Source organism: Streptomyces polygonati (assembly GCF_042650325.1).
GTDB lineage: Bacteria > Actinomycetota > Actinomycetes > Streptomycetales > Streptomycetaceae > Actinacidiphila > Actinacidiphila polygonati.
Genome location: NZ_JBHSBB010000005.1, coordinates 62,231 through 84,780 on the forward strand (window position 1 = coordinate 62,231; position 22,550 = coordinate 84,780).

Genomic DNA, 22,550 nt, shown 5'->3' on the forward strand with positions numbered 1-22,550 from the left:
AGCCATCGGCCTCGGAAGGATGAGGATCCCGCATGCCCGACATCGCGACCGGTCAGCCGACCGGCACCCGCCTCGGCGGAGGCGGCGGAATCGACGCCTTCATCGCCGGACTGCCGAAGGCCGAGCTGCATGTCCACCACGTGGGCTCCGCGTCCGCGCGGATCGTGGCCGAACTGGCCGCGCGCCACCCCGGCTCGGCGGTCCCGGCCGACCCGGCGGCGCTGGCCGACTACTTCACCTTCCGCGACTTCGCGCACTTCATCGAGGTGTACCTGTCGGTCGTCGACCTGATCAAGGACGCCGAGGACATCCGGCTGCTCACCTTCGAAGTCGCCCGGGACATGGCCCGGCAGAACATCCGCTACGCGGAGCTGACCGTCACCCCCTTCTCGTCCGTCCTGCGCGGCATCCCGGACCGGGCGTTCATGGAGGCCATAGAGGACGCCAGGAAGTCGGCGGCCGCGGAGCTGGGCGTCACGCTGCGCTGGTGCTTCGACATTCCGGGCGAGCTGGGGCTGGAGGGGGCCGAGGAGACCACCCGGCTGGCCCTGGGCCTGCAACCCGAGGGTCTGGTGTCGTTCGGCCTGGGCGGACCCGAGATCGGCTTCCCCCGGCCGCAGTTCAAGCCGTACTTCGACCGGGCGCGGGCGGCCGGTCTGCACAGCGTGCCGCACGCCGGGGAGACCACCGGGCCGCAGACGGTGTGGGACGCGCTGAACGAGCTGGGCGCCGAGCGCATCGGCCACGGCACCACGGCCGCCGACGACCCGCGGCTGCTGGAGCACCTGGCCGAGCGGCGGATCGCGCTGGAGGTCTGCCCGACCTCCAACATCGCCACCGGCGCGGTGGCCTCGCTGGAGGAGCACCCGATCGGGCGGATGGTGGCGGCCGGCGTGCTGGTCACCGTCAACAGCGACGACCCGCCGATGTTCGGCACCGACCTCAACACCGAGTACGCGGTGGCGGCCCGGCTGCTGGAGCTGGACCCGGCGGGCGTGGCGGAGCTGGCGAAGAACGCGGTGGAGGCGTCCTTCCTAGACCCGGCGGGCAAGCGGGCGCTGGCCGGGGAGATCGACACCTACACCGCGGCGTGGGGCGGCTGACGATGGTGGACTTCCGGGTCACGGCGCAGTCGGTCGCCCATCGCGGGGATCCGTACCACTACCGCGAGAACACCCTGGCGTCGGTGCGGTCGGCGCTGGTCAAGGGCGCGGACGTGGTGGAGGTCGATGTCCGGATCACCCGGGACGGGGTGCCGGTACTGCTGCACGACGCGACGCTGGAACGGCTCTGGGGCTCGCGCGCCCGGGTGTCATCGCTGACGGCCGCCGAGGTCTCCCGGCTGACCGGTGGCGGGGTGCCGACCCTGGCCGCGGCGCTGGAGGAGCTGGGAGGCCATCCGGCCGCGCGCCTGCTGCTCGACCTCACCGAGACGGAGGACGCCGGCCCTTCGATCGCCGCGGTGCGGGAGGCCGGCCCGGCCGCCGGTCAGGTCTACTACTGCGGCAGCCTGCCGGCCATGGTCGCGGTGCGCGTCCACGACCCGGCCGCCGAGATCGCCATGACCTGGACGACCTCGCAGCGCCCGCCGGAATCGCTGGTCGCCGATCTCGCGCCCCGCTGGATCAACCTCCGCTTCGGCCTGATCGACCCGCCCCTGGTGCTCTGGGCGCGCGACCACGGCCTGCTGATCGGCGCCTGGACCCCCGACACCCCGCGGGCGATGAGCCGGCTGGTCCACCTCGGCGTCGACGCGATCACCTCCAACCGGCTGGAGACCCTTCAGCGGGTGCTGGCCGGCGGCGGGCGCTGAGGCGCGCGGCTGCGCCCGGGAAACCCCCGCCGTAAGGCCGCCGGCCGGGCTGGCCGGCGGCCCGTACGGCGGGCGGCGGCACGCGCCCCCCGCCGTAAGGCCGCCCGGGCACGGTCCCCGCGTCCGCGCTCACGCGTCCGGTCGCGCGTGGATCAGGCGTGGGTCACGCGTCCAGCGACGTCATCACGTGCTTGATCCGCGTGTAGTCCTCGAAGCTGTACCCGGACAGGTCCTTGCCGTAGCCGGAGTTCTTGAAGCCGCCGTGCGGCATCTCGGCGACCAGCGGGATGTGGGTGTTGATCCACACGCAGCCGAAGTCCAGCCGCTTCGACATCCGCATGGCCCGTCCGTGGTTCTTCGTCCAGACCGAGGAGGCCAGCGCGTACTCGACTCCATTGGCCCACTCCACCGCCTGGTCCTCGTCGGTGAAGGACTGCACGGTGATGACCGGTCCGAACACCTCGCGCTGGATGATCTCGTCGTCCTGCCGGAGCCCGGAGACCACGGTGGGCGCGTAGAAGTAGCCGCGCTCGCCGACCCGGTGGCCGCCGGTCTGGATCCTGGCGTGCCCGGGCAGCCGCTCGATGAAGCCGCTGACCTGGGCGAGCTGGGCGGCGTTGTTGAGCGGGCCGTAGAGGACGTCCTCCTCGTCGGGCAGGCCGGTCCTGGTCCCGGCGGCGGCCTTGGTCAGCGCGGCGGTGAACTCGTCGTGGATCGACTCCTGGACCAGGACACGGGTGGCGGCCGTGCAGTCCTGGCCGGCGTTGAAGAAGCCGGCCAGCGCGATGTCCTCGGCGGCCTTGGCGATGGCTTCGCTGTCCAGGTCGTCGAAGACGACGACCGGCGCCTTGCCGCCCAGCTCCAGGTGCACCCGCTTGAGGTTCTTGGCGGCGGACCCGGCGACCTCGATGCCGGCCCGCACCGAACCGGTGATGGACGCCATGGCCGGCACCGGGTGCTCCACCATCAGCCGGCCGGTGTCACGGTCTCCGCAGACGAGGTTGAAGACGCCCTTGGGCAGGACCGCGCCGAGGATCTCGGCGAGCAGCACGGCGGAGGCCGGGGTGGTGTCGGACGGCTTGAACACCACCGTGTTGCCGGCCGCGAGGGCGGGCGCGAACTTCCACACCGCCATCATCATCGGGTAGTTCCAGGGCGCGACCTGCGCGCAGACCCCGACCGGCTCGCGCCGCACGATGGAGGTCATGCCCTCCATGTACTCGCCGGCCGCGCGCCCCTCCAGCATCCGGGCGGCGCCGGCGAAGAAGCGGATCTGGTCCACCATCGGCGGGATCTCCTCGCTCGCGGTCAGCGCGAGCGGCTTGCCGGTGTTCTCGCTCTCCACGGCGATCAGCTCGCCGGCCCGTGCCTCCACCGCGTCCGCGATCCTCAGCAGCGCCCGCTGCCGCTCGGCGGGCGTGCTGTCCCGCCAGCCGGGGAAGGCGGCCGCCGCCGCGCTCATCGCCGCGTCGACATCGGCCTGCCGGGACAGCGGCGCCCGGGCGTACGGCTCCCCGGTCACCGGGTTGACCACCTCGGTGGTCCCTCCGTCGGCGGCGTCGCGGAATTCTCCGTCGATGTAGTTGCGCAGAGTACGGAGTTCGGTCACGGCGCTCGCTCCCTGATGGTTGTCCAATTACTGAGACACCATCCAGCTTAAGCACGATGGGGGTCGGCGAGAAGTTTGCCTGTGGACAACGGCCGGGCACCGGCGAGGCGGGCCGGCCGCGGCCGGACGGGGTGCCCTCCATCCGGAGGACCCGGCCGCCGCGCCTGCCGCCCGCCGCTCCGGCGGCGTGAATACGGTGCCGGGAGTGACCGCCCATCCCGCGGCTCGTTTGACGCAGTGGCGTTCGGCGCCCCTGTCGGACGGCCGAGGGAACGACCCGCGGAGGAACGGCATGGGGACCCCGCCCGACAACGACGTGCTCTGGGCCCGCGCCCTGCGGCACTCCTACCGGGGCGAGCCGGCCCTGCTCGGCGTCTCGATCAACGTCCGGGCCGGCGAGATCCTCACGGTGGCGGGGCATCGCGGCTCCGGCAAGTCCACCCTGCTGCACTGCCTGTCCGGGCGGCTGGTCCCCGAGGAGGGCGAGGTGTGGTTCAACAGCGCGCCCGTGCACACCCTGTCGGAGGGGGCGCGCGAAGCGCTGCGGCGCGACCGCTTCGGCTGGATCGGCCCGGGTGACCAGCTGGTGCCCGAACTGAGCGCGTGGGAGAACGCGGCGCTGCCCCTGCTGATGCGCGGCGACAGCCACCGGGAGTCCAGGGCGGTGGCCCAGGAGTGGCTGGAGCGGCTCGACATCGGCTCCGTCGCCCGCCGCCGGCCCGCCGACCTCCCGCACTCCCAGCGCCAGCGCATCGCGGTGGCCCGGGCGCTGGTCACCGGCCCGGACGTGGTCTTCGCCGACGAGCCGACCGCCCCGCTGCACCGCGCGGACCGCGATCTGCTGCTGCGCACCCTGACCAGCGCGGCCCGCTCGCACGGCATCACCGTGGTGCTCGCCACCACCGACCCGGAGCTCGGGCGGTACGCCGACCGCACCATCACCCTCGCGGACGGGCGCCCGGACACCGCGACGCGCCCGCACGACCGCGAACTCACCGCACCGGCCCGGGTATGAGCGGCCGCACGGCGGCGCCGCGCCCGCCCCGCGCCCTGGGAAACGCGGTGCCCGGGTGCTGAGCCTGCGGGTGCTGCGCGGCAGCCGCCCGGCCGCGCTGGCACGCTGGGCCCTGGTGGTGGTCGCCTCGGCCGGTACGGGGCTGCTGCTGCTGTCCTCGCTCGCCTGGGCGCTGGCGAACCCCGAGCACGGCGCGTACGACGCGGTCGTACGACTCGGCTGGTGCGCGCTGCCGGTGGCGGTGACCGCGCAGCTCGCGGTGGCGGTGGGGCGGTCGCAGCCCGCCGACTGGCCCGGTGCTGAGCTGGCGGCGGCCGGGCTCGGCCGGATCGGCGTCGTGCTGCTGGCCGCCGCGACTGCCGCGCTGGTCTGCGCGGTCGGCAGCGTCGTCGCGCTGCTGGCGTTCCTCCAGCTGCGCGGGGACGTGACCGGTGTGCCGTTCGACGGCGTCGGCCCGGGGCTGCTGGCCGCGGGCAAGACGCTGCCGCTGGCCGGGGCGGTCACCCTGCTCGCGCTGGTCCCGGCCACCGCCGCGGCGGCCACCGCGGCCCGGCTGCGGCCCGAATCCGCTCCCGCGCAGAACTCGCCCCGGGGCCTGCCCTGGGGGGTGGCGCTCACCGCGATCGGGCTGGCCGTCGAGGTCACCGCGCCCAAGGGGAACGCGCTCCCGCTGCCCAGCGGCCTCGGCGCGATCCCGCCCGGCGCGGTCGGCGGCTGGGTGCTCGCCACCGCAGGCCTGATGCTGGCCGGTCCCGGCCTGGTCCATGCCTGCGGCCGGCTGCTCGCCTCCTTCCGGCCGGGGGCGCTGCGGCTGCTCGCGGGGCGCGCCCTGCAGCACGAGTCCCGGGCGATCGGCCGCCCGCTGGGCCTGCTCTCCGCGACGGGGGCCGCCGCCCTGGCCGTCCAGGTCTTCCAGCACACCGCCGGCCACCCCATCGGCCCCGTCACCCTCTTCGCCACCGGCCTGATCGCCTTCTGCCTCCTGGCCACCTCCTCCCTCGCCCTGCGCCGGGCCAAAAGCACCCGCGCCGACGCCGCCACCGCCCTGCGCGACGTGGCCGCCTCCCCGACCCTCGTGCGCGCCGCCCTGGCCTTGCGCACCACCCTCGTCCTGAGCGCCCTGCTCCCCCTCACCCTCCTGGTCGCCTTCCTCTCCTCCATCCCCACACCGTCCTGACACCCCGCCGCGCCGGACTGCCGCACACCCGAACGCGTGGCGACGGCACCGCGGACCCCACCCGCACCGCCCGGACGGCTATCGTGCTGGACGTGCCCGCAGAGACGCCTTCCCCCGACGTACCGCCGACGCCCCCGCCGGGCGACAAGCACGGCAGCGAACCCCCGCCGCCCGCACCGGCGCAGGAACCGCCGGCCGGGACCGGCCCCGGGGTCAGACGGCCCGCGCAAGGCACCGTGCGGGAGATCGAGACGCTGACGGAGTTCGACCATGTCGCCGTCACCGGGACGTTCGCGGGTTACCGCGTGCAGGCGGTGGACCTGAGGGACCGCACCTTCGCGCTGCTGGTGGCCGAGACCTCGCAGGCGGTGTTCCTGGGCTGCCCGATGGAGCCGCAGGCCCTCGCCCATGTGCGGGCCAACGGAGCCCTGGTCTTCCCGCCCGTGCCCGAGCAGCCCTTCGACCCGTACCGGGCCACGCTCTACACGCCCGAGGAGCTCTACGGCGGTCTGGACGACGGCGGTTACCCGGCCACCGCGGACGCCCGGACCTACGGTTGGTTCCAGCGGACCGCCGCCGACGGCGACATACTCGCCTCGATGCTGCGCTCCATCCATGACGACGCGGTGGGCGACGCCCTCGACGAGGAGCTGCTCGGCCGGCGCGTCGTGGGCGTGATGGGCGGCCACGCCATGGAACGCGGCACCGAGTCCTACGCGGGGACCGCCCGCCTCGGCCGCGCCCTGACCCGCAAGGGGCTGACCGTGGCGACCGGCGGCGGCCCCGGCGCCATGGAGGCCGCCAACTTCGGCGCGTACGCGGCGCCGTTCGACGATCTGATGCTGGGCAAGGCCCTGACCGTGCTGGCCGGCGAGCCCTCCTTCCGCCCGTCCGTGACCGACTGGGCGTCGGCCGCCTTCGCCGTACGGGAGCGCTGGCCGGACGGCGGCGTCTCGTACGGCCTGCCGACCTGGTTCTACGGCCACGAGCCGCCGAACCCCTTCGCCGGCCGCATCGCGAAGTTCTTCGCGAACGCCACCCGGGAGGACGGCCTGCTGTCCCGCTGCACCGGGGGTGTCGTCTTCCTGCCGGGGGCGGCCGGCACGGTGCAGGAGGTCTTCGACGCGGCGACGCCGAACTACTACGAGTCGCGGGGCAGGCCGGCCCCGATGGTGCTGGTCGACCGGGACCACTGGACCACCCACCTGCCGGTGTGGCCGCTGCTGGAGGCGCTGGCCGACGGCCGGCCGATGGCCCGCCGGATCGCGCTGGTCGACAGCGTGGCCGACGTACCGGCCGCGCTGGACCGGCTGGACGCGGCCTGACCCGCTGACGGGCCACCGGCCGGCGCCGGTCGAACCGATCCCCGGTGCCTCATCGGCCGGCGGCGGTCCCGTCCAGTACGACGATGTCCTCGGCGGCGAAGACCGCGCCGACCCGGTCCCCCGGTGCCGGGGCGTCCCGCAGTCCGCACTCGGCCTCCAGCGCCGGCCCGCGCTCGGGCCGCAGCGTCACCGCGACATGCCCGCCGCGGAAGGTGCGGGCGAGCACCTCGCAGGCCAGACCGCTGTCCGGCGGCCCCAGCCGTACTCCGGTGGGCCGTACCAGCAGCAGGCCGGGACCTCGCGGGGTGCCGTCGGGGACGGGCAGTTCACCCCACGTGGTGGTGGCGGTCCCGCCGTCGACGGTGGCCGCGGTGATGTTGTCGAAGCCGAGGAAGCGGGCGACGAACTCCGAGGCCGGGCGCAGCCAGACCTCCAGCGGCGTGCCGGACTGGGCGATCCGGCCGTCCCGCATCACCACGACGCGGTCGGCGAGCGCGAACGCCTCCCCCTGGTCGTGGGTGACGGCCAGCACGGTGGTGCCCAACCGGCCGAAGAGCTGCCGCAGTTCGACCACGAGCCGTTCGCGCAGCGAGCGGTCGAGCTGGCCGAGCGGTTCGTCGAGCATCAGCAGCCGGGGCTCGGGGGCCAGCGCCCTGGCCAGCGCGACGCGCTGCTGCTCGCCGCCGGACAGGGTGGCGACGGCGCGCCGGGCGGCGCCGGGCAGGCCCACCAGGTCGAGGAGTTCGGCCACCCGGCGGTCGCGCGGCCCGCGCGCCACCTTGTGCATGCGCGGTCCGAAGGCGACATTGCCGCCGACGTCGCGCTGCGGGAAGAGCTGGTGGTCCTGGAACATCAGGCCCACCCCGCGTTTGTGCGCGGGCACCGTCCGCTGGTCGGCGCCGTCGAGCAGCACCCGCCCGGCGTCGAGCCGCTGGAGGCCGGCCACGGCCCGCAGCAGGGTGGACTTGCCGCTGCCGCTGGGGCCGAGCACGCAGACGATCTCGTGCGCGGCGACCTCCAGGTCCAGCGCGTCGAGGGCGGCGCGCGCGCCGAATCGTACGGTCGCCGCCTCCAGGCGCAGCAGCGGCCCGGTATGGGGCGCGGTGGCGGCTTGAGGCCGCGGACCGGGCGGGGGCTGGAGCCGGGGCTTTTCCGGCTGGGCCGGCTGGGCTGTCATCTAGAACTCCCCGGAGGAGTCGGCGCCGGTCCTGAGGTTCTCCAGGATCAGCAGCGAGGCGGCGCACACCAGCATCAAGATGGTGCTCAGGGCCATCGCCTGCCCGTAGTTGGCGGCGCCGGCCCGGCCGAGCAGGCGGGCGACGGCGACCGGGAGGGTGGGGCTGTCGGGGCGGGCGATGAAGACCGTCGCGCCGAACTCGCCGAGCGAGACCGCGAAGGCGAACCCGGCGGCGATGCCCAGCGCCCGCCCGACGAAGGGCAGTTCGACCTCGCGCCAGACCCGGGCCGGCGACGCGCCCAGCACCGCCGCGGCCTCCCGCAGCCGGTGGTCGACGGCTCGCAGCACCGGCAGCATGACCCGGATCACGAACGGCACCCCGACCAGTGCCTGCGCGAGCGGCACCAGCAGCCAGGAGTCCCGCAGGTCCAGCGGCGGCTTGTCCAGGGTGATCAGGAAGCCGAAGCCCACGGTGACGGCGGAGGTGCCCAGCGGCAGCATCAGCAGCGCGTCGAAGCCGCGGACCAGCCGCCCGGCGCCACGGACCAGCGCCGCCGCGGCCAGCCCGCCGATCAGCAGCGCCACGACGGTGGCGACGGCCGCGTACCGCAGCGAGTTCCACACCGTCTCCAGCGGGGCGACCAGGAAGGTGCCGCCGCTGGCGTCGGAGGAGGCCAGGGCCCGGTAGTAGGTGAAGCCGTAGCCGCCGGGGCCGTCCAGCGAGCGGGCGACGAGTACGCCGAGCGGCAGCAGGATCAGCAGCGCGACGACGCCGAGCACAGTGGCCAGCAGGACCCGTTCACCGCCGCGCGGCCGGTGCGCGGTGCGGGCCGCGTCGACCAGCCGCAAGGTCGCCTCGCGGCGCCGTACCGTCCAGGCGTGCACGGCCAGGATGCCGGCGACGGCGGCGAGTTGGAGCAGGGTCAGCACGGCGGCGGTGGGCAGGTCGAGGAGTTCCGCGGTCTGCCGGTAGATCTCGACTTCGAGGGTGGAGTACGTGGGTCCGCCGAGGATCTGGATCACGCCGAAGGAGGTGAAGGTGAACAGGAACACCATCAGCGCGGCGGCGGCCACCGACGGTCCGAGCGCGGGCAGCGTCACCCGCCGCCAGGCCGCGAACCGCCCGGCGCCGAGCATCCGGGCGGCTTCCTCCTGCCGGGGGTCGAGTTGCGCCCACAGCCCGCCGACGGTGCGCACGACCACCGCGTAGTTGAAGAAGACATGCGCGACGAGGATCGCCCACACACTGGTGTCCAGCCGGAAGCCGAGCAGATCGTCGGTGAAGCCGCCCCGGCCCAGCAGCGCCAGGAAGGCGGTGCCGGCCACCACCGTCGGCAGCACGAAGGGCACGGTGACGACCGCCCGCAGCAGCCGCTTGCCGGGGAATTCCAGCCGGGCGAAGACGTACGCGCCGGGCAGCGCGAGGGCCAGCGTCAGCGCGGTGGAGGCGGCCGCCTGCCAACAGGTGAACCACAGCACGTGCCGGACGGAGGCGTCGCCGAGCACGTCCCCGATCGGGCCGAGCCGCCAGCGGCCCCCCTGGTGCAGGCCGCGGCCCACGATGGAGGCGACGGGGTAGGCGAAGAAGACCGCGAAGAAGGCGAGCGGCGGGGTCATCAGGGCGAGCCGGATCGCGGTGCCGCGACCGGCGTGGGGCGCCCCGGCGGGGTCGGTGACGGGGTCGGCGGCGGGACCGGGATCGGCGGCCGGGGGCTTTCCGGGCAGGGACTCCCCCGCCGCCGGTGCGGTCACAGGACGATCGAGGTCCATGCCTTGACCCAGTCGTCCCGCTTGGCCGCGATCTTGTCGGGGGCCAGCGTGGTCGGGTGGTCGATCCGGGCGCCGTACTTGACGAACACCGCGGGTTCGGTGGCCCCCTCGCGCACCGGGTCCACGTACATCTGGAGCGGCATGTCCTCCTGGAAGGTCTTGCCGATCATGAAGTCGATCAGCGCCTTGCCGCCCGCGGTGTTCTTCGCGCCGTGCAGCAGCCCGGCGAACTCGATCTGCCGGAAGCAGGTGCCGGTGGACACGCCGACCGGGGACTGCGCGGGCTCGGGGCTGACGCCGACCACTTCGGCGGGCGGGCTGGAGGCGTAGGAGACGACCAGCGGCCGGTCACCCTTGGCCTTCTTGCCGGCGCCCGAGCCGGAGAAGCTCTGGTCGTACGCCTGCTCCCAGCTGTCGACCACCTGGACGCCGTTGTTCTTGAGCTGCTTCCAGTACGCCTGCCAGCCGTCGTCGCCGTAGGTGGCGGCGCTGCCCAGCATGAACGCCAGGCCGGGCGAGGAGGTGCTGACGTTCTCGGTGACCAGCAGGTTCTTGTACTGCGGCTTGACCAGGTCGGCGAAGGTCCGCGGCGGGCTGAGCTTGTGCGCGGTGAAGTAGGCGCGGTCGTAGTTGACGCAGACATCGCCGGAGTCGATGGGGGTGACGCGGTGCCGGGCCGCGTCGAGTTGGACGTCGGAGGGGATCTGCCCGAGGTCCTTGGCGGTGTACGGGTCGAACAGGCCGTTGTCGAGCGCCCGGGAGAGCAGCGTGTTGTCGACACCGAAGAAGACGTCACCGCGCGGGTGGTCCTTGGTGAGGATCGCCTGGTTGACGGCCGCGCCCGCGTCACCGCCGCGCAGCACCTTGACGGTGTAGCCGGTCTCCTTGGTGAACTCGGCCAGCACCGGCTTGGACGCGGCGAAGGAGTCGTGGCTGACCAGGGTGACAGTCTTGGAGGCAGGCCCGGCTTTCGCGCTGTCGCTCGCGGCGCCGGACCCGGAACCGCTGCCGCACGCGGCCAGGGCGGTGACTCCCGCGGTGGCGAGGACGAGCGCGCTGACGGCACGCCGACGGACGGTCTTCATGTGGTGACTCCCTACGCCGGTATGACCCGGATCAGGTAACGAGGGTCTGCGGCCTCGGGGGCCGCACTCTCAGCGCCGTCTCAGGCGCTCCCCTGTCGGAATGTTCATTTGTATGAATGCACGGTAGCAGCAGGTCAGCGTTCGGATGCCGCGAGCTGGCCGCAAGCGCCGTCGATCTCCTGGCCGCGGGTGTCCCGTACGGTCACGGGCACGCCGTGCGCTTCGAGGGCGGCGACGAACGCCCGCTCGTCCTGCGGCCGGGAGGCCGTCCACCGGGAGCCGGGGGTGGGGTTGAGCGGGATCAGATTGACGTGCACCCGGTGGTTCTTGAGCAGCCGGCCGAGCCGGTCGGCCCGCCACGCCTGGTCGTTGATGTCGCGGATCAGCGCGTACTCGATGGAGATACGGCGGCCGGACAGATCGGCGTAGCGCCAGGCGGCGTCCAGCACCTCGCGGACCTTCCAGCGGGTGTTGACCGGGACGAGGGTGTCGCGCAGTTCGTCGTCGGGGGCGTGCAGCGACACCGCCAGGCGGCACTTGAAGCCTTCGTCGGCGAACCGGTTCATGGCGGGGACCAGTCCGACGGTGGACACGGTGATGCCGCGCTGCGACAGACCGAGGCCGTCGGGCTCGGGGTCGGTGAGCCGGCGGATGGCGCCGACCACGCGGTTGTAGTTGGCCAGCGGTTCGCCCATCCCCATGAAGACGATGTTCGACAGCCGGGCCGCGCCTCCGGGCACCTCGCCGTCCCGCAGCGAGCGCATGCCGGCCACGATCTGGTGCACGATCTCCGCGGTGGACAGATTGCGGTCCAAGCCCGCCTGGCCGGTGGCGCAGAACGGGCAGTTCATTCCGCAGCCGGCCTGCGAGGAGATGCACATCGTCACCCGGTCCGGATAGCGCATCAGCACCGACTCGACGAGCGTCCCGTCGAACAGCCGCCACAGCGTCTTGCGGGTGTCGCCGTCGTCGCACGACGCGTGCCGGACCACGGTCATCAGCTCCGGCAGCAGCCCCTCGGCGAGCTTCCCCCGCGACGCGGCCGGTATGTCCGTCCACGCCGCCGGGTCGTCGGCGTACCGCGCGAAGTAGTGCTGCGACAGCTGCTTGGCCCGGAACGGCTTCTCCCCGAGCTCGGCCACCGCCTCCTTCCGCTCCGCGGGCGAAAGGTCGGCAAGGTGCCGCGGCGGCTTCTTGGCTCCGCGCGGCACAGCGAAAGTGAGTTCTCCGGGCACAGGCATGATGCCTCCCAGTGTCTCAGACCCGGCGCCATGGCCAGTCCGGACAGCAGGGTGACGGTCGTCTCCGGTCGTCCGTGGCCGTCTCTGGGCCGTCGCTTGACGGCCCAGAGACGGCCCGGCTTGCCGTGTGAGAGATCTCTGTGATCGGACAGCCGGATCTTTCGTCCTCCGTCCGAGGAACCGGCCCAACTGTCAACGATTCCCACACCCGCAGAGAATGGATCGCTAGCATGGCCATGTGGCATCTGACGATCGGATCATCGAAGTACCAGGAAGCGGAGCGCTTCCACCAGACGCGCGGATGGAACTAGAGATATGCCTCAAAGAGTTCGGAATAGATATCTCCACTGAGGCAAACAGACTTGAGGTCAGCTATCATGTCGGGAACGGGCCAGCTATCATCACCTCCAGCTATGTCCGCGAAGCATATCAGCTTGGCCGCCGAGGTCACATACAAAGACCCGTGCCCCCAGTAAAGCACCTGCTGGATATCGCCTCTTATACCGCAGCGGCCGTCGCGGGGGTTTTTGCGAGCAACCTAGCCAGCCCTGTCGGCTCCATCGGATTCGCCGTTTCACTGCTCGTCGGAATCTCCACCTATCTCGTAGGACGGAATCGATGAGCGAGTTCGCGGACGACTCTCATGAGACGCAGATCTCCCCCGATGCCAAGCGTGATGTCGAAGAAGTCTCACGTCAGATTTCTGACGACCTAATCCTTCGCGCTCGTCTCATCGCTGACGGTCGTGGTTCTAGGATGGTGGAGCGAGGAGACATTTATCTCGCTTCGCGCCACGAAGGCCAAAAGAGAAGAATTCTTGCCCAACTGACAGTAGTGAGATCACTAATTGTGATCATCCCGATAATCTTGGTGACGGTCGGTTTCACAGTGGTTATCCATGCGAGTGCCGGACTCCACCTACCCGCAGCGAACGCTACCGTGGCAACTGTGAGCGCCGCCCTGGGCGCTGCCATCGCTGCTGCTACTAGCTCTATCACTGCAAGGAAAACTCGGGAAGCAGCCGAGGTAGCAACGGACCTATCGCGCGGTGCCACAACGGCAATAGCTTACGAAATCGCCTCAGCTTGGAGCGATCTAGAGATGATGCTTCAGCAGGGAACACCTCAGAATACAATAGAAAATTTCAATATCAGGGAGTTGATCAATTCTTATACTACTAAAAATAATCTCCCGAAAGAGTTCTCGTCAGAGCTTCTCGACATACTGAGAGTGCGAAATCGAGTCGTACACAGACCCAAGGAACCCCTGACTAACGCAGAGGCAATAGAAGCACTCGACAAAGCGTTCGGTATTCTCAAAAAAATGGAGGAGCTACAGAGACGCAAGGGGGAGCAAACTTCGAGCGATAACACGAAGTAACCACTCACCCCTGCGCAAAATAACACGATGGGCGACTGCCAGCTCGCAGGCCATCACGAATAAAAGAATACGAAAAATTACTTAACTCCTAGAGAGAGAAAACGGGTGTCGTCAAAGGCTAGCCCGAGAGGAACCTACCCCCGACGGCAAAATCGCCCGCATCAAGACCGACTGCTACGGCACCGTAATGCGCTACCGCGCCCGCTACATCGGTCCGGACGGGTCGGAGCTGAGCGAGTCCTTCCCTAACTGACAGCGGCACCTCGCCGAGGAATGGCTCGCGCAGACCAACGCGAACATGATGCGTGGTACCTACGTCGATCCCAAGGCGGGCCGCACGACGTTCCGTCAGTTCGCCTTGCGCTGGTTGGACTCGCAGACCGCTGACCCGACGACACAGATAGCCGTAGAGACTCGTGTCAAACTGCACGGCCTGCCCCGGATCAACTCCCGTCCGCTTGACTCCTTCCGGCCGTCCCACATTCAGGCGCTCGTCAAGGCGCTGGAAGACGACCCGATGTCCGGCGGGTACGCGCGGATCATCTACGGCAACGTCCGCGCGGCCCTTTCCGCCGCAGTGGACGATGGGCTGTTGAACCGGAACCCATGCAAGGCGAAGTCCGTCCGGCCACCTGCTATCAGCGCGGCCCGTGTGGTGCCCTGGCTTCCTGAACAGGTGCTCGCGGTCCGTGCAGCACTCCCTCAGCGGTACCGGGCGATAGCGGACGTAGCCGTCGGATGCGGACTGCGGCAGGGCGAAATCATCGGCCTCGCCGAAGACGACGGGATCGACTTCGAGGCGGGGATCGTGCACGTGGTGCGGGAGGTGAAGCTCATCCGCGGCAAGGCCGTGTTCGCCCCGCCGAAGTGCAACAAGGAGCGGGACGTACCTTTGCCCGGGTCAGTCGCCGCCGCGATCCACGCGCACGTGGATGGCTGCAAACCGGTCTCGGTCACCCTGCCGTGGAAGAAGCCGGGCGGCCCGCTCGTTACCAAGCGGCTGTACTTCTCCAACCAGGCCAGCAGGATCGTCTGGCGCAGCAACTTCAACATCCAGGAGTGGGAGCCCGCGCTTGCCGCCGCGGGCCTCATCCCGGCCCCTGAGCCGGGCAGGCCGTACGACTCCGCACGCGAGCACGGCATGCACGCGCGGAGGCACTTTTACGCGCCGGTGCTGCTGGACGCTGGGGAGAGCATCAAGGCGGTAAGCGAGTGCCTCGGCCATGCCGATCCAGCGCTGACGCTTCGGGTGTACGCCCATCTCATGCCCAGCAGCCAGGAACGCGCCAGGCGAGCTATAGACCATATATTTGACTGCTGATAGACACTCTACGGGGATCTCGGCGACAACACAGGAAGGAAATGGGCGGCTCTCCACGAGAGCCGCCCATTTCCTTTTAAAAAGTTAAGCGCTTTCATGGCTTCCCTTCACACGATATGCACGCGCTCGGTTTCGCCGTCGGCGCTCCGGAGCAGTACATCGCTCCCGTTCCTCCTATGCGCTTCCAAGAAGGCGTAGATCTGCACGGCCCTATTAATTACATCCGTCTTGCTCAATCCAGTTACCTCAGTCAACTGACTGATGGCTTGGACTGCCGGCGGCACAAGGGTCACCGAGTACCGCTCGCTAGCGGGCGGCTGCGGGTGACGAGCCGACTGCTGCATGGGCCTCCCCTTCTCGCTTTCTGAGTCATCTTGATCTTACCCATACACATCGCGCCTGGTCATGGGCTACTGACGCACCAAGTATGGCACCTTACGCACCCATCCTCCAGACCCTAGGTGCATCAACGCACCAAAGATGCTAGCGTTCGAGCGTTCCCGGAGCTGGCGGCCAGCAACCGCCCTCCCCGGGGCGTCCGTCACCGACACGCGAGAGGACAAAGCCTTGGAATTACGACGCAATAACCCCCAGCGCCAACACGAGTAGCGGCTGCGGACCGCAAGAAGTAACCAGTCAGTGAGGAGGTGAAATCCATGTCGAGACCGCAACTGAGGCTGCTGCCGGTGGACACCTAGGTAAATGCCTAGGGCCGGCGCATGCGAGGTCCGAATGACTAGCGAGACGACGAACAACATTTCATTTGGCGACGAATCCTCCGGAGATGACCCCCAACCGTCCGGAGCATCGTTCGTCAAGATCACCACTACACCCTACGGTGTTACCTTCACGGCATCCGTGCCCGAGGGAGAAACCGGTCGGATGTTGGAGACGGTAACCCTGGTCTCCTCTATTAGCGGTATCGTGATTGGGCTGTTTGCTATGGCCAAGTCTCTGGAGATGATCGATTCCGGGATGCCTTGGCCGATCCGGGTCGCATGCCTTGCGATGGCTGCGGTCCTGCCGCTCGCCTGCTCCTGGCTGGCCCGGCGTCGCTAGCAACAGCCTCAGCCGCTTCGCCGACAGAGCCTGCCCTCATAGGAGCGCGGGCTCTGAGGCGTTCCTCAGCACCTGGGCAACTCCGCAGATCTGCTCGATCCCACGGCCCACGCATGGCCCAGGTTCGAGCACCCAGTCCTCTATTAGCCCGAAAGTCGCTGATGAGGGCCTCACACGACTCATGAGACTGCAAGTTCTCCGGGCACAGGCATGATGCCTCCCAGTGTCTCAGACCCGCGCGCCTGTCCCGGCCGCCGTATCGAGGGGGGCGGGGTGGCTGGGGGTCTGCCTCAGCCCTGGCCGACGAAGAGGACCAGGAGGAGCCAGACCACCGGGGCGGTGGGGAGGAGGGAGTCCAGGCGGTCCATGATGCCGCCGTGGCCCGGCAGGAGGGTGCCCATGTCCTTGATGCCGAGGTCGCGTTTGATCATGGATTCACCGAGGTCACCGAGGGTGGCGCTGCCCGCGGCGGCCAGGCCGAGGAGGATGCCCTGCCACCAGCGGCCGTCGTCGATCAGGAACTGCATCAGCAGGGCGCCGGCCACCATCGCGAAGCCCATCGCGCCGGCCAGGCCCTCGCGGGTCTTGCCGGGGCTGATCCGCGGCGCCAGCTTGTGGCTGCCGAAGCGCCAGCCGACGGCGTAGGCGCCCGTGTCGGAGATCACGGTGAGCAGCAGGAAGACCAGGACGCGGCGGGGGCCGTCGTCCGCGGCCAGCATCATGACCACGAAGGTGGCCAGGAAGGGCACGTAGAAGGTGGTGAAGACGCCGGCGGTGACGTCCCGGAGGTAGTCCTCGGCGGGCCGGGTCATCCGCCAGACCAGGACGGCCAGGGCGGTGAGCGCCGTCGCCGTCCACGCGCCGGTCGTGCCCCAGACGTATCCGGCCACCACCATCGCCGCCCCGCCCACCGCGAGCGGGACCAAGGGGACGTGGATGCCCTTGCGTTCGGCGAGCCGGGAGGTCAGCTCCCATACGCCGACCACGACCGCGGCTACCACCACGCCGACGAAGACCGCCTTGACGACGAACAGTGAGGCGATGATCACGGCGCCGAGCCCGACACCGACCCCGATCGCCGCCCGCAGATCGCGCCCGGCGGACTTCTTGGCGGGAGCCGGCTGGGGCTGCTCGGGCGACGGCGGGGGTGGCGGCATGGAAGGAGTCTTCCTCCTGGCCCCGGTCCCCGCCACGGAACCCGCCGTATACGGGGGTTCCACCACGTGGCCGGCGCGTGGCGAAGCGCCCCAGGAAGAGTCGTTCACGGAGCTTCGCCTCGCGTCGTCGTTGTCGGTCGTGGGTCGGTCGTGGATCGCTCGTAGGTGGGTCGTAGGACGGTCGTGGATCGGTGGTCGGACGCCGCCGCGGGACCGGCCGGAGGGTCAGACCTCCAGCAGTTCGGTCTCCTTGTGCTTGAGCAGGTCGTCCACCTGCGCCGCGTACTTGTTGGTGGTGTCGTCCAGCTCCTTCTCCGCGCGACGCACCTCGTCCTCACCCGACTCGCCGTCCTTGACCAGCTTGTCGAGGGTCTCCTTGGCCTTGCGGCGGACGGCGCGGATGGAGATCTTGGCGTCCTCGGCCTTGGTCTTGGCGACCTTGATGTAGTCCCGGCGGCGCTCCTCGGTGAGCTGCGGGAAGACCACCCGGATGATGCGGCCGTCGTTGCTCGGATTGACACCGAGGTCGGAGTTGCGGATCGCCTCTTCGATGTTGCGCAGGCTGCTGCTGTCGAAGGGGGTGATCACGGCCATCCGCGGTTCGGGCACCGCGAAGGAGGCGAGCTGGTTGATCGGGGTGATGGTGCCGTAGTACTCGGCAACGATCTTGTTGAACATCGCCGGGTGCGCACGGCCCGTCCGGATCGCCGCGAAGTCGTCCTTGGCCACGACGACGGCCTTCTCCATCTTCTCCTCGGCTTCGAGGAGGGTCTCTTCAATCACCATGTGCTCCTGGTATTCAGAAGGCAGAGCCTGGCCCCTGCGCGCGTCTTTCCTGCACGGTGTCCGACCGGCAGCGTGTTGTCCATCCCCGCACCGGGCAAGCCGGCCGCGGGTCCGGTGTCGGGCGTCCGGGCCGCCGTCACGCCCGGGTGCCCTGATCGTTGACCAGCGTGCCGATCTTCTCACCCTTGACGGCCCGTGCGATGTTGCCCTCGGCGAGCAGTTCGAAGACCAGGATCGGCAGCTTGTTGTCCTGGCACAGGGTGATCGCGGTGAGGTCGGCGACCCGCAGATCGCGGGCGATCACCTCGCCGTACTCCAGCGCGTCGAACTTCACCGCGTCCGGGTTGAGCTTGGGATCGGAGTCGTAGACGCCGTCCACGCCGTTCTTGCCCATCAGCATGGCGGTGGCCTCGATCTCCAGGGCCCGCTGGGCGGCGGTGGTGTCGGTGGAGAAGTACGGCATGCCCATTCCGGCGCCGAAGATCACCACACGGCCCTTCTCGAGGTGCCGGACGGCGCGCAGCGGGATGTAGGGCTCGGCGACCTGACCCATGGTGATGGCGGTCTGCACCCGGGTCTCGATGCCCTCCTTCTCCAGGAAGTCCTGGAGGGCCAGGCAGTTCATCACCGTGCCGAGCATGCCCATGTAGTCGGAGCGGGCCCGGTCCATGCCGCGCTGCTGGAGTTCGGCGCCGCGGAAGAAATTGCCGCCGCCGACGACGAGCGCGATCTCGTAGCCCTCTCTGACCACCGCGGCGATCTCCCGGGCGATGGCGTGCACGACGTCGGGATCGACACCCAGGCCACCTCCTCCGGCGAACGCCTCGCCGGACAGCTTCAGCAGGTAGCGGCGGTGCACGGCACCGCTGCGGATGCCGGTGTCCGTGTCGTGGGGCTGGTCGGCTCGGGGCTTGTCGGCGCCATCGTCCATCGGGGTCTCCTCGTGCACGTACAAAGGAGGCCATTGCCGTGGGTCCTCAGGGGTTCCCAGGACGGCAATGGCCTCCTCGTCACATCTGCGGTCGGCCGGCGGGCGGCCGACCGCGTACGACCCTAGCGGGGCCGTCGGACATTCGTCGGCCAGACGCCTCGGCGGGCCGAGGGTCTGCCGCCGCGGTGGTCAGACGCCGACGCGGAAGCGGGCGAAGGCCTTGAGCTTCACACCGGCCTCGTCCAGCACCTTCTGAACCGTCTTCTTGGCGTCCTTGGCGAACGCCTGCTCCACGACGACGTTCTCCTTGAAGAAGCCGTTCACCCGGCCCTCGACGATCCTGGGCAGGGCCGCCTCGGGCTTGCCCTCTTCACGGGCGGTCGCCTCGGCGAGCCGGCGCTCGTTCTCCACCGTCTCGGCGTCGATCTCGTCGCGGCTCAGGAACTTGGGGGCGAACGCCGCGATGTGCTGGGCGACGTCCTTGGCGGTCTGGGCGTCGGCCTTGTCCAGCTCGACCAGCACGCCGACCTGCGGGGGCAGGTCCGGGCTGGTGCGGTGCAGGTAGGAGGCGACGTAGCCGTCGGTGAACTGGGCGAAGCGGTCGAGCACGATCTTCTCGCCGAGCGTGGCGTTGGCCTCGTCCACGAAGGCCTGGACGGACTGGCCGTCCTTGATCTCGGAGGCGAGCAGCGCCTCGATACCGGCGGGCTTGGTGGCGGCGACGTGCGAGGCGATGGCCTCGGCGACGGCGACGAACTTGTCACCCTTGGCGACGAAGTCGGTCTCGCACTTCAGCTCGACCAGGACGCCCTCGGAGTTGTCCGCGGCGATCAGGGACACCACGGCGCCGTTGGAGGCCGAGCGGCCCTCGCGCTTGGTGACACCCTTCTGGCCCTTGACGCGGAGGATGTCGACGGCCTTGTCCAGGTCGCCTTCGGCCTCGGTGAGGGCGTTCTTGCAGTCCATCATGCCCGCGGCGGTGAGCTCACGGAGTTTCTTGACGTCGGCGGCGGTGAAGTTCGCCATGGGTTTAGGTCTCTTCCCGAATGGTCGGTGGATCTACGGGTCAACGGCGGGGGCGTGGGCCCCCGCCGTCGTCACGCGTGGTTCTCGTCGTGCTGTACGACCGGCTGCGGTGGCCGGCTGCCCGGACGAGTGCCGTCAGGCTCAGGCCTGCTCGGTGTCGCCCTCGCTCGCCGGGGTCTCGGCGGCGGGCTCGGCGACCGGCTCCGCCGCGGCCTCGGCGGCGGCTTCCGCCGGAGCCTCGGTCTCGGCCGGCGCCTCGGTCTCGACAGCGGCGGCTTCGGCCGCGGGGGCCTCACCGGCCGGGGTCTCGCCCTCGGAGTCGGCCTTCTTCTCGCCCTCGAGAAGGTCCCGCTCCCACTCGGCGAGCGGCTCGGCGGCGCCTTCGGCCTTCTTGTCGTTCAGCGCGGCACCGGACCGGGAGATGAGGCCCTCGGCCACGGCGTCGGCGATCACGCGGGTGAGCAGCGTGACGGAACGGATCGCGTCGTCGTTGCCCGGGATCTTGTAGTCGACCTCGTCGGGGTCGCAGTTGGTGTCCAGGATCGCGACCACCGGGATACGGAGCTTGCGCGCCTCACCGACGGCGATGTGCTCCTTCTTGGTGTCCACGATCCAGACGGCGCTCGGCACCTTCTGCATCTCGCGGATACCGCCGAGGGTCTTCTCCAGCTTGTCCTTCTCGCGGGACAGGACCAGCAGTTCCTTCTTGGTCAGGCCGGAGGCGGCCACGTCCGTGAAGTCGATCTCCTCGAGCTCCTTCAGGCGCTGCAGGCGCTTGTAGACGGTCGAGAAGTTGGTGAGCATGCCGCCCAGCCAGCGCTGGTTGACATACGGCATCCCGACGCGGGACGCCTGCTCGGCGATGGCCTCCTGCGCCTGCTTCTTGGTGCCCACGAACATGATGGAGCCACCGTGCGCGACGGTCTCCTTGACGAACTCGTAGGCGCGGTCGATGTACGACAGCGACTGGAGCAGGTCGATGATGTAGATGCCATTGCGCTCGGTGAAGATGAAGCGCTTCATCTTCGGGTTCCAGCGACGGGTCTGGTGCCCGAAGTGGACGCCGCTCTCGAGCAGCTCCCGCATCGTGACGACGGCCATGGCCGTACTCCTTGATGTGCTCGGTTACCGTGACCACCGGACGGCGGTCACGCCTGACGCCCCGACGCGCCGTGCCACGAGGGACCGAGGGGCGCGGCCACCGCCCCTGAACGGGGGTGAGTGGCGGGGCGTGCGAAGTCGACCCGGTGACCCGAATCGCCATAGGAAGTGTACGGGACGGGCGGAGTACCAGGCGACACCCGAGTTATCCACAGGCTGCCGACCAAGATCATCCCGACCGCGCCCCGCCACGCGATCATCACCTCATGACGTTCACAACGATGTGGTTCACGGTCCTGGCCGCCACGCTGCTGGCCGCCGCGCCGACCGCCGGCGGCGCGGGGCCGGCGCCCGGGGCCACGGCGGCGCGGGGCGGGGCGGGTTCGGCGACAGCCGCAGCGGCGGTTGCGGCGGCGGCGACGGGTCCGGGCACCGCTCCCGGGTGCGCGGGGACGCGCTGCTGGCCGGTGGCGGGACCGGGGGCGCGGGGGCGGCCGCTGGTCCTGCGCGCCTTCGACCCGCCCCCGGCACCGTGGGCGGCGGGGCACCGCGGGGTGGACTTACGGGCCGGCCCCGGCGCGGTGGTGCGCGCCGCGGCTCCGGGCCGGGTCTACTTCAGCGGGGAGGTCGGCGGCGTCCCGGTGGTGGTCGTCGCGCTGCCCGACGGCTTGCGCACCACCTACGAACCAGTGCGCGGCACCCTGCCGGTGGGCGCCGCGGTGCGGGCCGGCGACCGGCTGGGCACGCTGTCCGGCGGACTGCCGCACTGCCCCGGGCCGTGCCTGCACTGGGGCCTGCTGAACGGCGATGTCTACCTTGACCCGCTGACGCTGCTGCCGCCGTCGTTGCGCCGCTCGGAGCCGTCGAGGCTGCTGCCGCTGCCGGCCCGGGAGTAGGGGAAGGGGAGGGGCGGGGGCGGGGGGAGGGGGGGAGGGGGGGAGGGGGGAGGCCCCCGGGAAGCGAAAGATCAGCGGGAGACGCCGTGGAGGGCCATGGTGACCGCGGCTTCGATGATGCGGTCGGGGTGTTCGGCGGCGCCGAGTTCGATGCGGCGGACGGCGGCGTCGACGGTGCCCTGGAGCAGCATGGCGATCAGCCGGGGCTCGTCGTGGCCGAGGGCGGTCAGGGCGGCGCCGACCATGGCGACCAGGCCGCCGTGGGCGGCGCGGATCTTCTCCCGGGCGCCGGCTTCCAGTTCGCCGGCCGAGATGGCGACGACGGCGCGGTGCCTGCGGTCGCCGACCAGGCCGAGCTGGGTGCGGACGTATGCCTCGATCTGGGCCTCGGGGGTGTCCGCCGCGGCCATCGCGGCTTCGACCTCGGCGGCCCAGACGGGGAAGTCGACCGCGCACAGTTCTTCGACGACGGCGGCCCGGGAGCGGAAGTACTCGTAGACCGAGGAGCGGGCCAGGCCGGTGCGCTCGGCCAGGGCCGGGAAGGTGAGGGCTTCGGTGCCGCCCTCCGAGAGCAGGGCGCGAGCGGCGTCCAGCAGGGCGCGACGCTGCATCGTCCGGTGTTCGGCCACCGAGGCCGCTCGAATCCTGGGCATTGCTCCACTGTAGACAGTCCGCCCGGGG

The 22,550-nt window shown here is 70.4% G+C and carries 20 protein-coding genes, 1 pseudogene and 1 riboswitch; of the genes and pseudogenes, 10 read left to right on the forward strand and 11 right to left on the reverse strand.

Going from position 1 to position 22,550, the window contains the following annotated elements:
- The first annotated feature begins 32 nt into the window (after positions 1 to 32).
- Positions 33 to 1,103, forward strand: a complete 1,071-nt coding sequence (locus ACFO3J_RS03815) for an adenosine deaminase (protein ID WP_386426134.1) — start codon at positions 33 to 35, stop codon at positions 1,101 to 1,103.
- A 2-nt stretch (positions 1,104 to 1,105) separates the two neighbouring features.
- Positions 1,106 to 1,813: a glycerophosphodiester phosphodiesterase gene (locus tag ACFO3J_RS03820; protein WP_386426588.1), complete on the forward strand. Its 708-nt coding sequence runs from the start codon at positions 1,106 to 1,108 to the stop codon at positions 1,811 to 1,813.
- Positions 1,814 to 1,976: 163 nt separating this feature from the next.
- Here ACFO3J_RS03820 and ACFO3J_RS03825 read toward each other — a convergent pair whose 3' ends face one another.
- Positions 1,977 to 3,422 (reverse strand): gamma-aminobutyraldehyde dehydrogenase, encoded by a 1,446-nt coding sequence (locus ACFO3J_RS03825; protein WP_386426135.1) that lies wholly within the window; start codon positions 3,420 to 3,422, stop codon positions 1,977 to 1,979.
- A 292-nt stretch (positions 3,423 to 3,714) separates the two neighbouring features.
- Here ACFO3J_RS03825 and ACFO3J_RS03830 point away from each other — a divergent pair, with 292 nt between their 5' ends.
- The 3 genes from ACFO3J_RS03830 to ACFO3J_RS03840 all read left to right on the forward strand — a co-directional run bounded on the left by ACFO3J_RS03830 (position 3,715) and on the right by ACFO3J_RS03840 (position 6,939).
- On the forward strand, positions 3,715 to 4,437 hold the full coding sequence (locus ACFO3J_RS03830) for an ABC transporter ATP-binding protein (RefSeq protein ID WP_386426136.1): 723 nt from the start codon (positions 3,715 to 3,717) through the stop codon (positions 4,435 to 4,437).
- Between the two features lie 55 nt (positions 4,438 to 4,492).
- On the forward strand, positions 4,493 to 5,614 hold the full coding sequence (locus ACFO3J_RS03835) for a hypothetical protein (protein WP_386426137.1): 1,122 nt from the start codon (positions 4,493 to 4,495) through the stop codon (positions 5,612 to 5,614).
- 236 nt (positions 5,615 to 5,850) lie between these two features.
- The gene (locus ACFO3J_RS03840; protein ID WP_386426589.1) at positions 5,851 to 6,939 is read left to right on the forward strand and encodes an LOG family protein; all 1,089 of its coding nucleotides are present in this window, start codon (positions 5,851 to 5,853) and stop codon (positions 6,937 to 6,939) included.
- Between the two features lie 49 nt (positions 6,940 to 6,988).
- Here the strand turns inward: ACFO3J_RS03840 and ACFO3J_RS03845 are convergent, their stop codons facing one another.
- The 4 genes from ACFO3J_RS03845 to rlmN form a co-directional block, all read right to left on the reverse strand.
- A complete protein-coding gene (locus ACFO3J_RS03845) occupies positions 6,989 to 8,023 on the reverse strand; it encodes an ABC transporter ATP-binding protein (protein ID WP_386426591.1) in 1,035 nt (344 codons plus the stop codon).
- Between the two features lie 93 nt (positions 8,024 to 8,116).
- Positions 8,117 to 9,733, reverse strand: coding sequence for an ABC transporter permease (locus ACFO3J_RS03850; RefSeq protein ID WP_386426592.1), 1,617 nt, complete (start codon positions 9,731 to 9,733; stop codon positions 8,117 to 8,119).
- 131 nt (positions 9,734 to 9,864) lie between these two features.
- A complete protein-coding gene (locus ACFO3J_RS03855) occupies positions 9,865 to 10,971 on the reverse strand; it encodes a thiamine ABC transporter substrate-binding protein (RefSeq protein ID WP_386426139.1) in 1,107 nt (368 codons plus the stop codon).
- Positions 10,963 to 11,075: riboswitch (TPP riboswitch) on the reverse strand. It overlaps the preceding gene by 9 nt.
- Positions 11,076 to 11,105: 30 nt before the next feature.
- On the reverse strand, positions 11,106 to 12,212 hold the full coding sequence (gene rlmN, locus ACFO3J_RS03860) for a 23S rRNA (adenine(2503)-C(2))-methyltransferase RlmN (protein WP_386426141.1): 1,107 nt from the start codon (positions 12,210 to 12,212) through the stop codon (positions 11,106 to 11,108).
- Positions 12,213 to 12,450: 238 nt separating this feature from the next.
- Between rlmN and ACFO3J_RS03865 the strand changes: the two genes are divergently transcribed.
- The 4 genes and pseudogenes from ACFO3J_RS03865 to ACFO3J_RS03880 all read left to right on the forward strand — a co-directional run bounded on the left by ACFO3J_RS03865 (position 12,451) and on the right by ACFO3J_RS03880 (position 15,972).
- Positions 12,451 to 12,834, forward strand: a complete 384-nt coding sequence (locus ACFO3J_RS03865) for a hypothetical protein (protein WP_386426143.1) — start codon at positions 12,451 to 12,453, stop codon at positions 12,832 to 12,834.
- Complete coding sequence (locus ACFO3J_RS03870) at positions 12,831 to 13,592, forward strand: hypothetical protein (protein ID WP_386426144.1); 762 nt, start codon at positions 12,831 to 12,833, stop codon at positions 13,590 to 13,592. The genes ACFO3J_RS03865 and ACFO3J_RS03870 overlap by 4 nt, the downstream gene beginning before the upstream one ends.
- Positions 13,593 to 13,743: 151 nt before the next feature.
- A pseudogene (locus ACFO3J_RS03875) lies at positions 13,744 to 14,913 on the forward strand (tyrosine-type recombinase/integrase).
- Positions 14,914 to 15,645: 732 nt separating this feature from the next.
- Complete coding sequence (locus ACFO3J_RS03880; RefSeq protein ID WP_386426145.1) at positions 15,646 to 15,972, forward strand: hypothetical protein; 327 nt, start codon at positions 15,646 to 15,648, stop codon at positions 15,970 to 15,972.
- Positions 15,973 to 16,262: 290 nt separating this feature from the next.
- Here ACFO3J_RS03880 and ACFO3J_RS03885 read toward each other — a convergent pair whose 3' ends face one another.
- The 5 genes from ACFO3J_RS03885 to rpsB form a co-directional block, all read right to left on the reverse strand.
- Positions 16,263 to 17,195: a phosphatidate cytidylyltransferase gene (locus tag ACFO3J_RS03885; protein WP_386426593.1), complete on the reverse strand. Its 933-nt coding sequence runs from the start codon at positions 17,193 to 17,195 to the stop codon at positions 16,263 to 16,265.
- A gap of 159 nt (positions 17,196 to 17,354) precedes the next feature.
- A complete protein-coding gene (gene frr, locus ACFO3J_RS03890) occupies positions 17,355 to 17,912 on the reverse strand; it encodes a ribosome recycling factor (RefSeq protein ID WP_386426595.1) in 558 nt (185 codons plus the stop codon).
- A gap of 139 nt (positions 17,913 to 18,051) precedes the next feature.
- Positions 18,052 to 18,846, reverse strand: coding sequence for a UMP kinase (pyrH, locus tag ACFO3J_RS03895; protein ID WP_386426147.1), 795 nt, complete (start codon positions 18,844 to 18,846; stop codon positions 18,052 to 18,054).
- A 189-nt stretch (positions 18,847 to 19,035) separates the two neighbouring features.
- Positions 19,036 to 19,872 (reverse strand): translation elongation factor Ts, encoded by an 837-nt coding sequence (tsf, locus tag ACFO3J_RS03900; RefSeq protein WP_386426149.1) that lies wholly within the window; start codon positions 19,870 to 19,872, stop codon positions 19,036 to 19,038.
- Between the two features lie 141 nt (positions 19,873 to 20,013).
- Positions 20,014 to 20,973 carry a 30S ribosomal protein S2 gene (rpsB, locus tag ACFO3J_RS03905; RefSeq protein WP_386426151.1) on the reverse strand — a complete coding sequence of 320 codons (960 nt, stop codon included), beginning with the start codon at positions 20,971 to 20,973 and terminating at the stop codon, positions 20,014 to 20,016.
- Positions 20,974 to 21,239: 266 nt separating this feature from the next.
- On the opposite strand from rpsB, the gene ACFO3J_RS03910 reads away from it, so the two are divergent.
- Positions 21,240 to 21,869: a M23 family metallopeptidase gene (locus ACFO3J_RS03910; protein WP_386426152.1), complete on the forward strand. Its 630-nt coding sequence runs from the start codon at positions 21,240 to 21,242 to the stop codon at positions 21,867 to 21,869.
- A gap of 71 nt (positions 21,870 to 21,940) precedes the next feature.
- Here the strand turns inward: ACFO3J_RS03910 and ACFO3J_RS03915 are convergent, their stop codons facing one another.
- Positions 21,941 to 22,498, reverse strand: a complete 558-nt coding sequence (locus ACFO3J_RS03915; RefSeq protein WP_386426597.1) for a TetR/AcrR family transcriptional regulator — start codon at positions 22,496 to 22,498, stop codon at positions 21,941 to 21,943.
- Positions 22,499 to 22,550: the final 52 nt, after the last annotated feature.

What these genes read in the sequence shown, in the direction of transcription:
- ACFO3J_RS03880 (WP_386426145.1), top strand. Translation starts at nt 15,646, where the DNA reads ATGACTAGCGAGACGACGAACAACATTTCATTTGGCGACGAATCCTCC.
- ACFO3J_RS03850 (WP_386426592.1), bottom strand. Translation starts at nt 9,733, where the DNA reads ATGACCCCGCCGCTCGCCTTCTTCGCGGTCTTCTTCGCCTACCCCGTC.
- rlmN (WP_386426141.1), bottom strand. Translation starts at nt 12,212, where the DNA reads ATGCCTGTGCCCGGAGAACTCACTTTCGCTGTGCCGCGCGGAGCCAAG.
- ACFO3J_RS03820 (WP_386426588.1), top strand. Translation starts at nt 1,106, where the DNA reads ATGGTGGACTTCCGGGTCACGGCGCAGTCGGTCGCCCATCGCGGGGAT.
- ACFO3J_RS03815 (WP_386426134.1), top strand. Translation starts at nt 33, where the DNA reads ATGCCCGACATCGCGACCGGTCAGCCGACCGGCACCCGCCTCGGCGGA.
- ACFO3J_RS03830 (WP_386426136.1), top strand. Translation starts at nt 3,715, where the DNA reads ATGGGGACCCCGCCCGACAACGACGTGCTCTGGGCCCGCGCCCTGCGG.
- ACFO3J_RS03855 (WP_386426139.1), bottom strand. Translation starts at nt 10,971, where the DNA reads ATGAAGACCGTCCGTCGGCGTGCCGTCAGCGCGCTCGTCCTCGCCACC.
- tsf (WP_386426149.1), bottom strand. Translation starts at nt 19,872, where the DNA reads ATGGCGAACTTCACCGCCGCCGACGTCAAGAAACTCCGTGAGCTCACC.
- rpsB (WP_386426151.1), bottom strand. Translation starts at nt 20,973, where the DNA reads ATGGCCGTCGTCACGATGCGGGAGCTGCTCGAGAGCGGCGTCCACTTC.
- pyrH (WP_386426147.1), bottom strand. Translation starts at nt 18,846, where the DNA reads ATGGACGATGGCGCCGACAAGCCCCGAGCCGACCAGCCCCACGACACG.
- ACFO3J_RS03870 (WP_386426144.1), top strand. Translation starts at nt 12,831, where the DNA reads ATGAGCGAGTTCGCGGACGACTCTCATGAGACGCAGATCTCCCCCGAT.
- ACFO3J_RS03910 (WP_386426152.1), top strand. Translation starts at nt 21,240, where the DNA reads ATGACGTTCACAACGATGTGGTTCACGGTCCTGGCCGCCACGCTGCTG.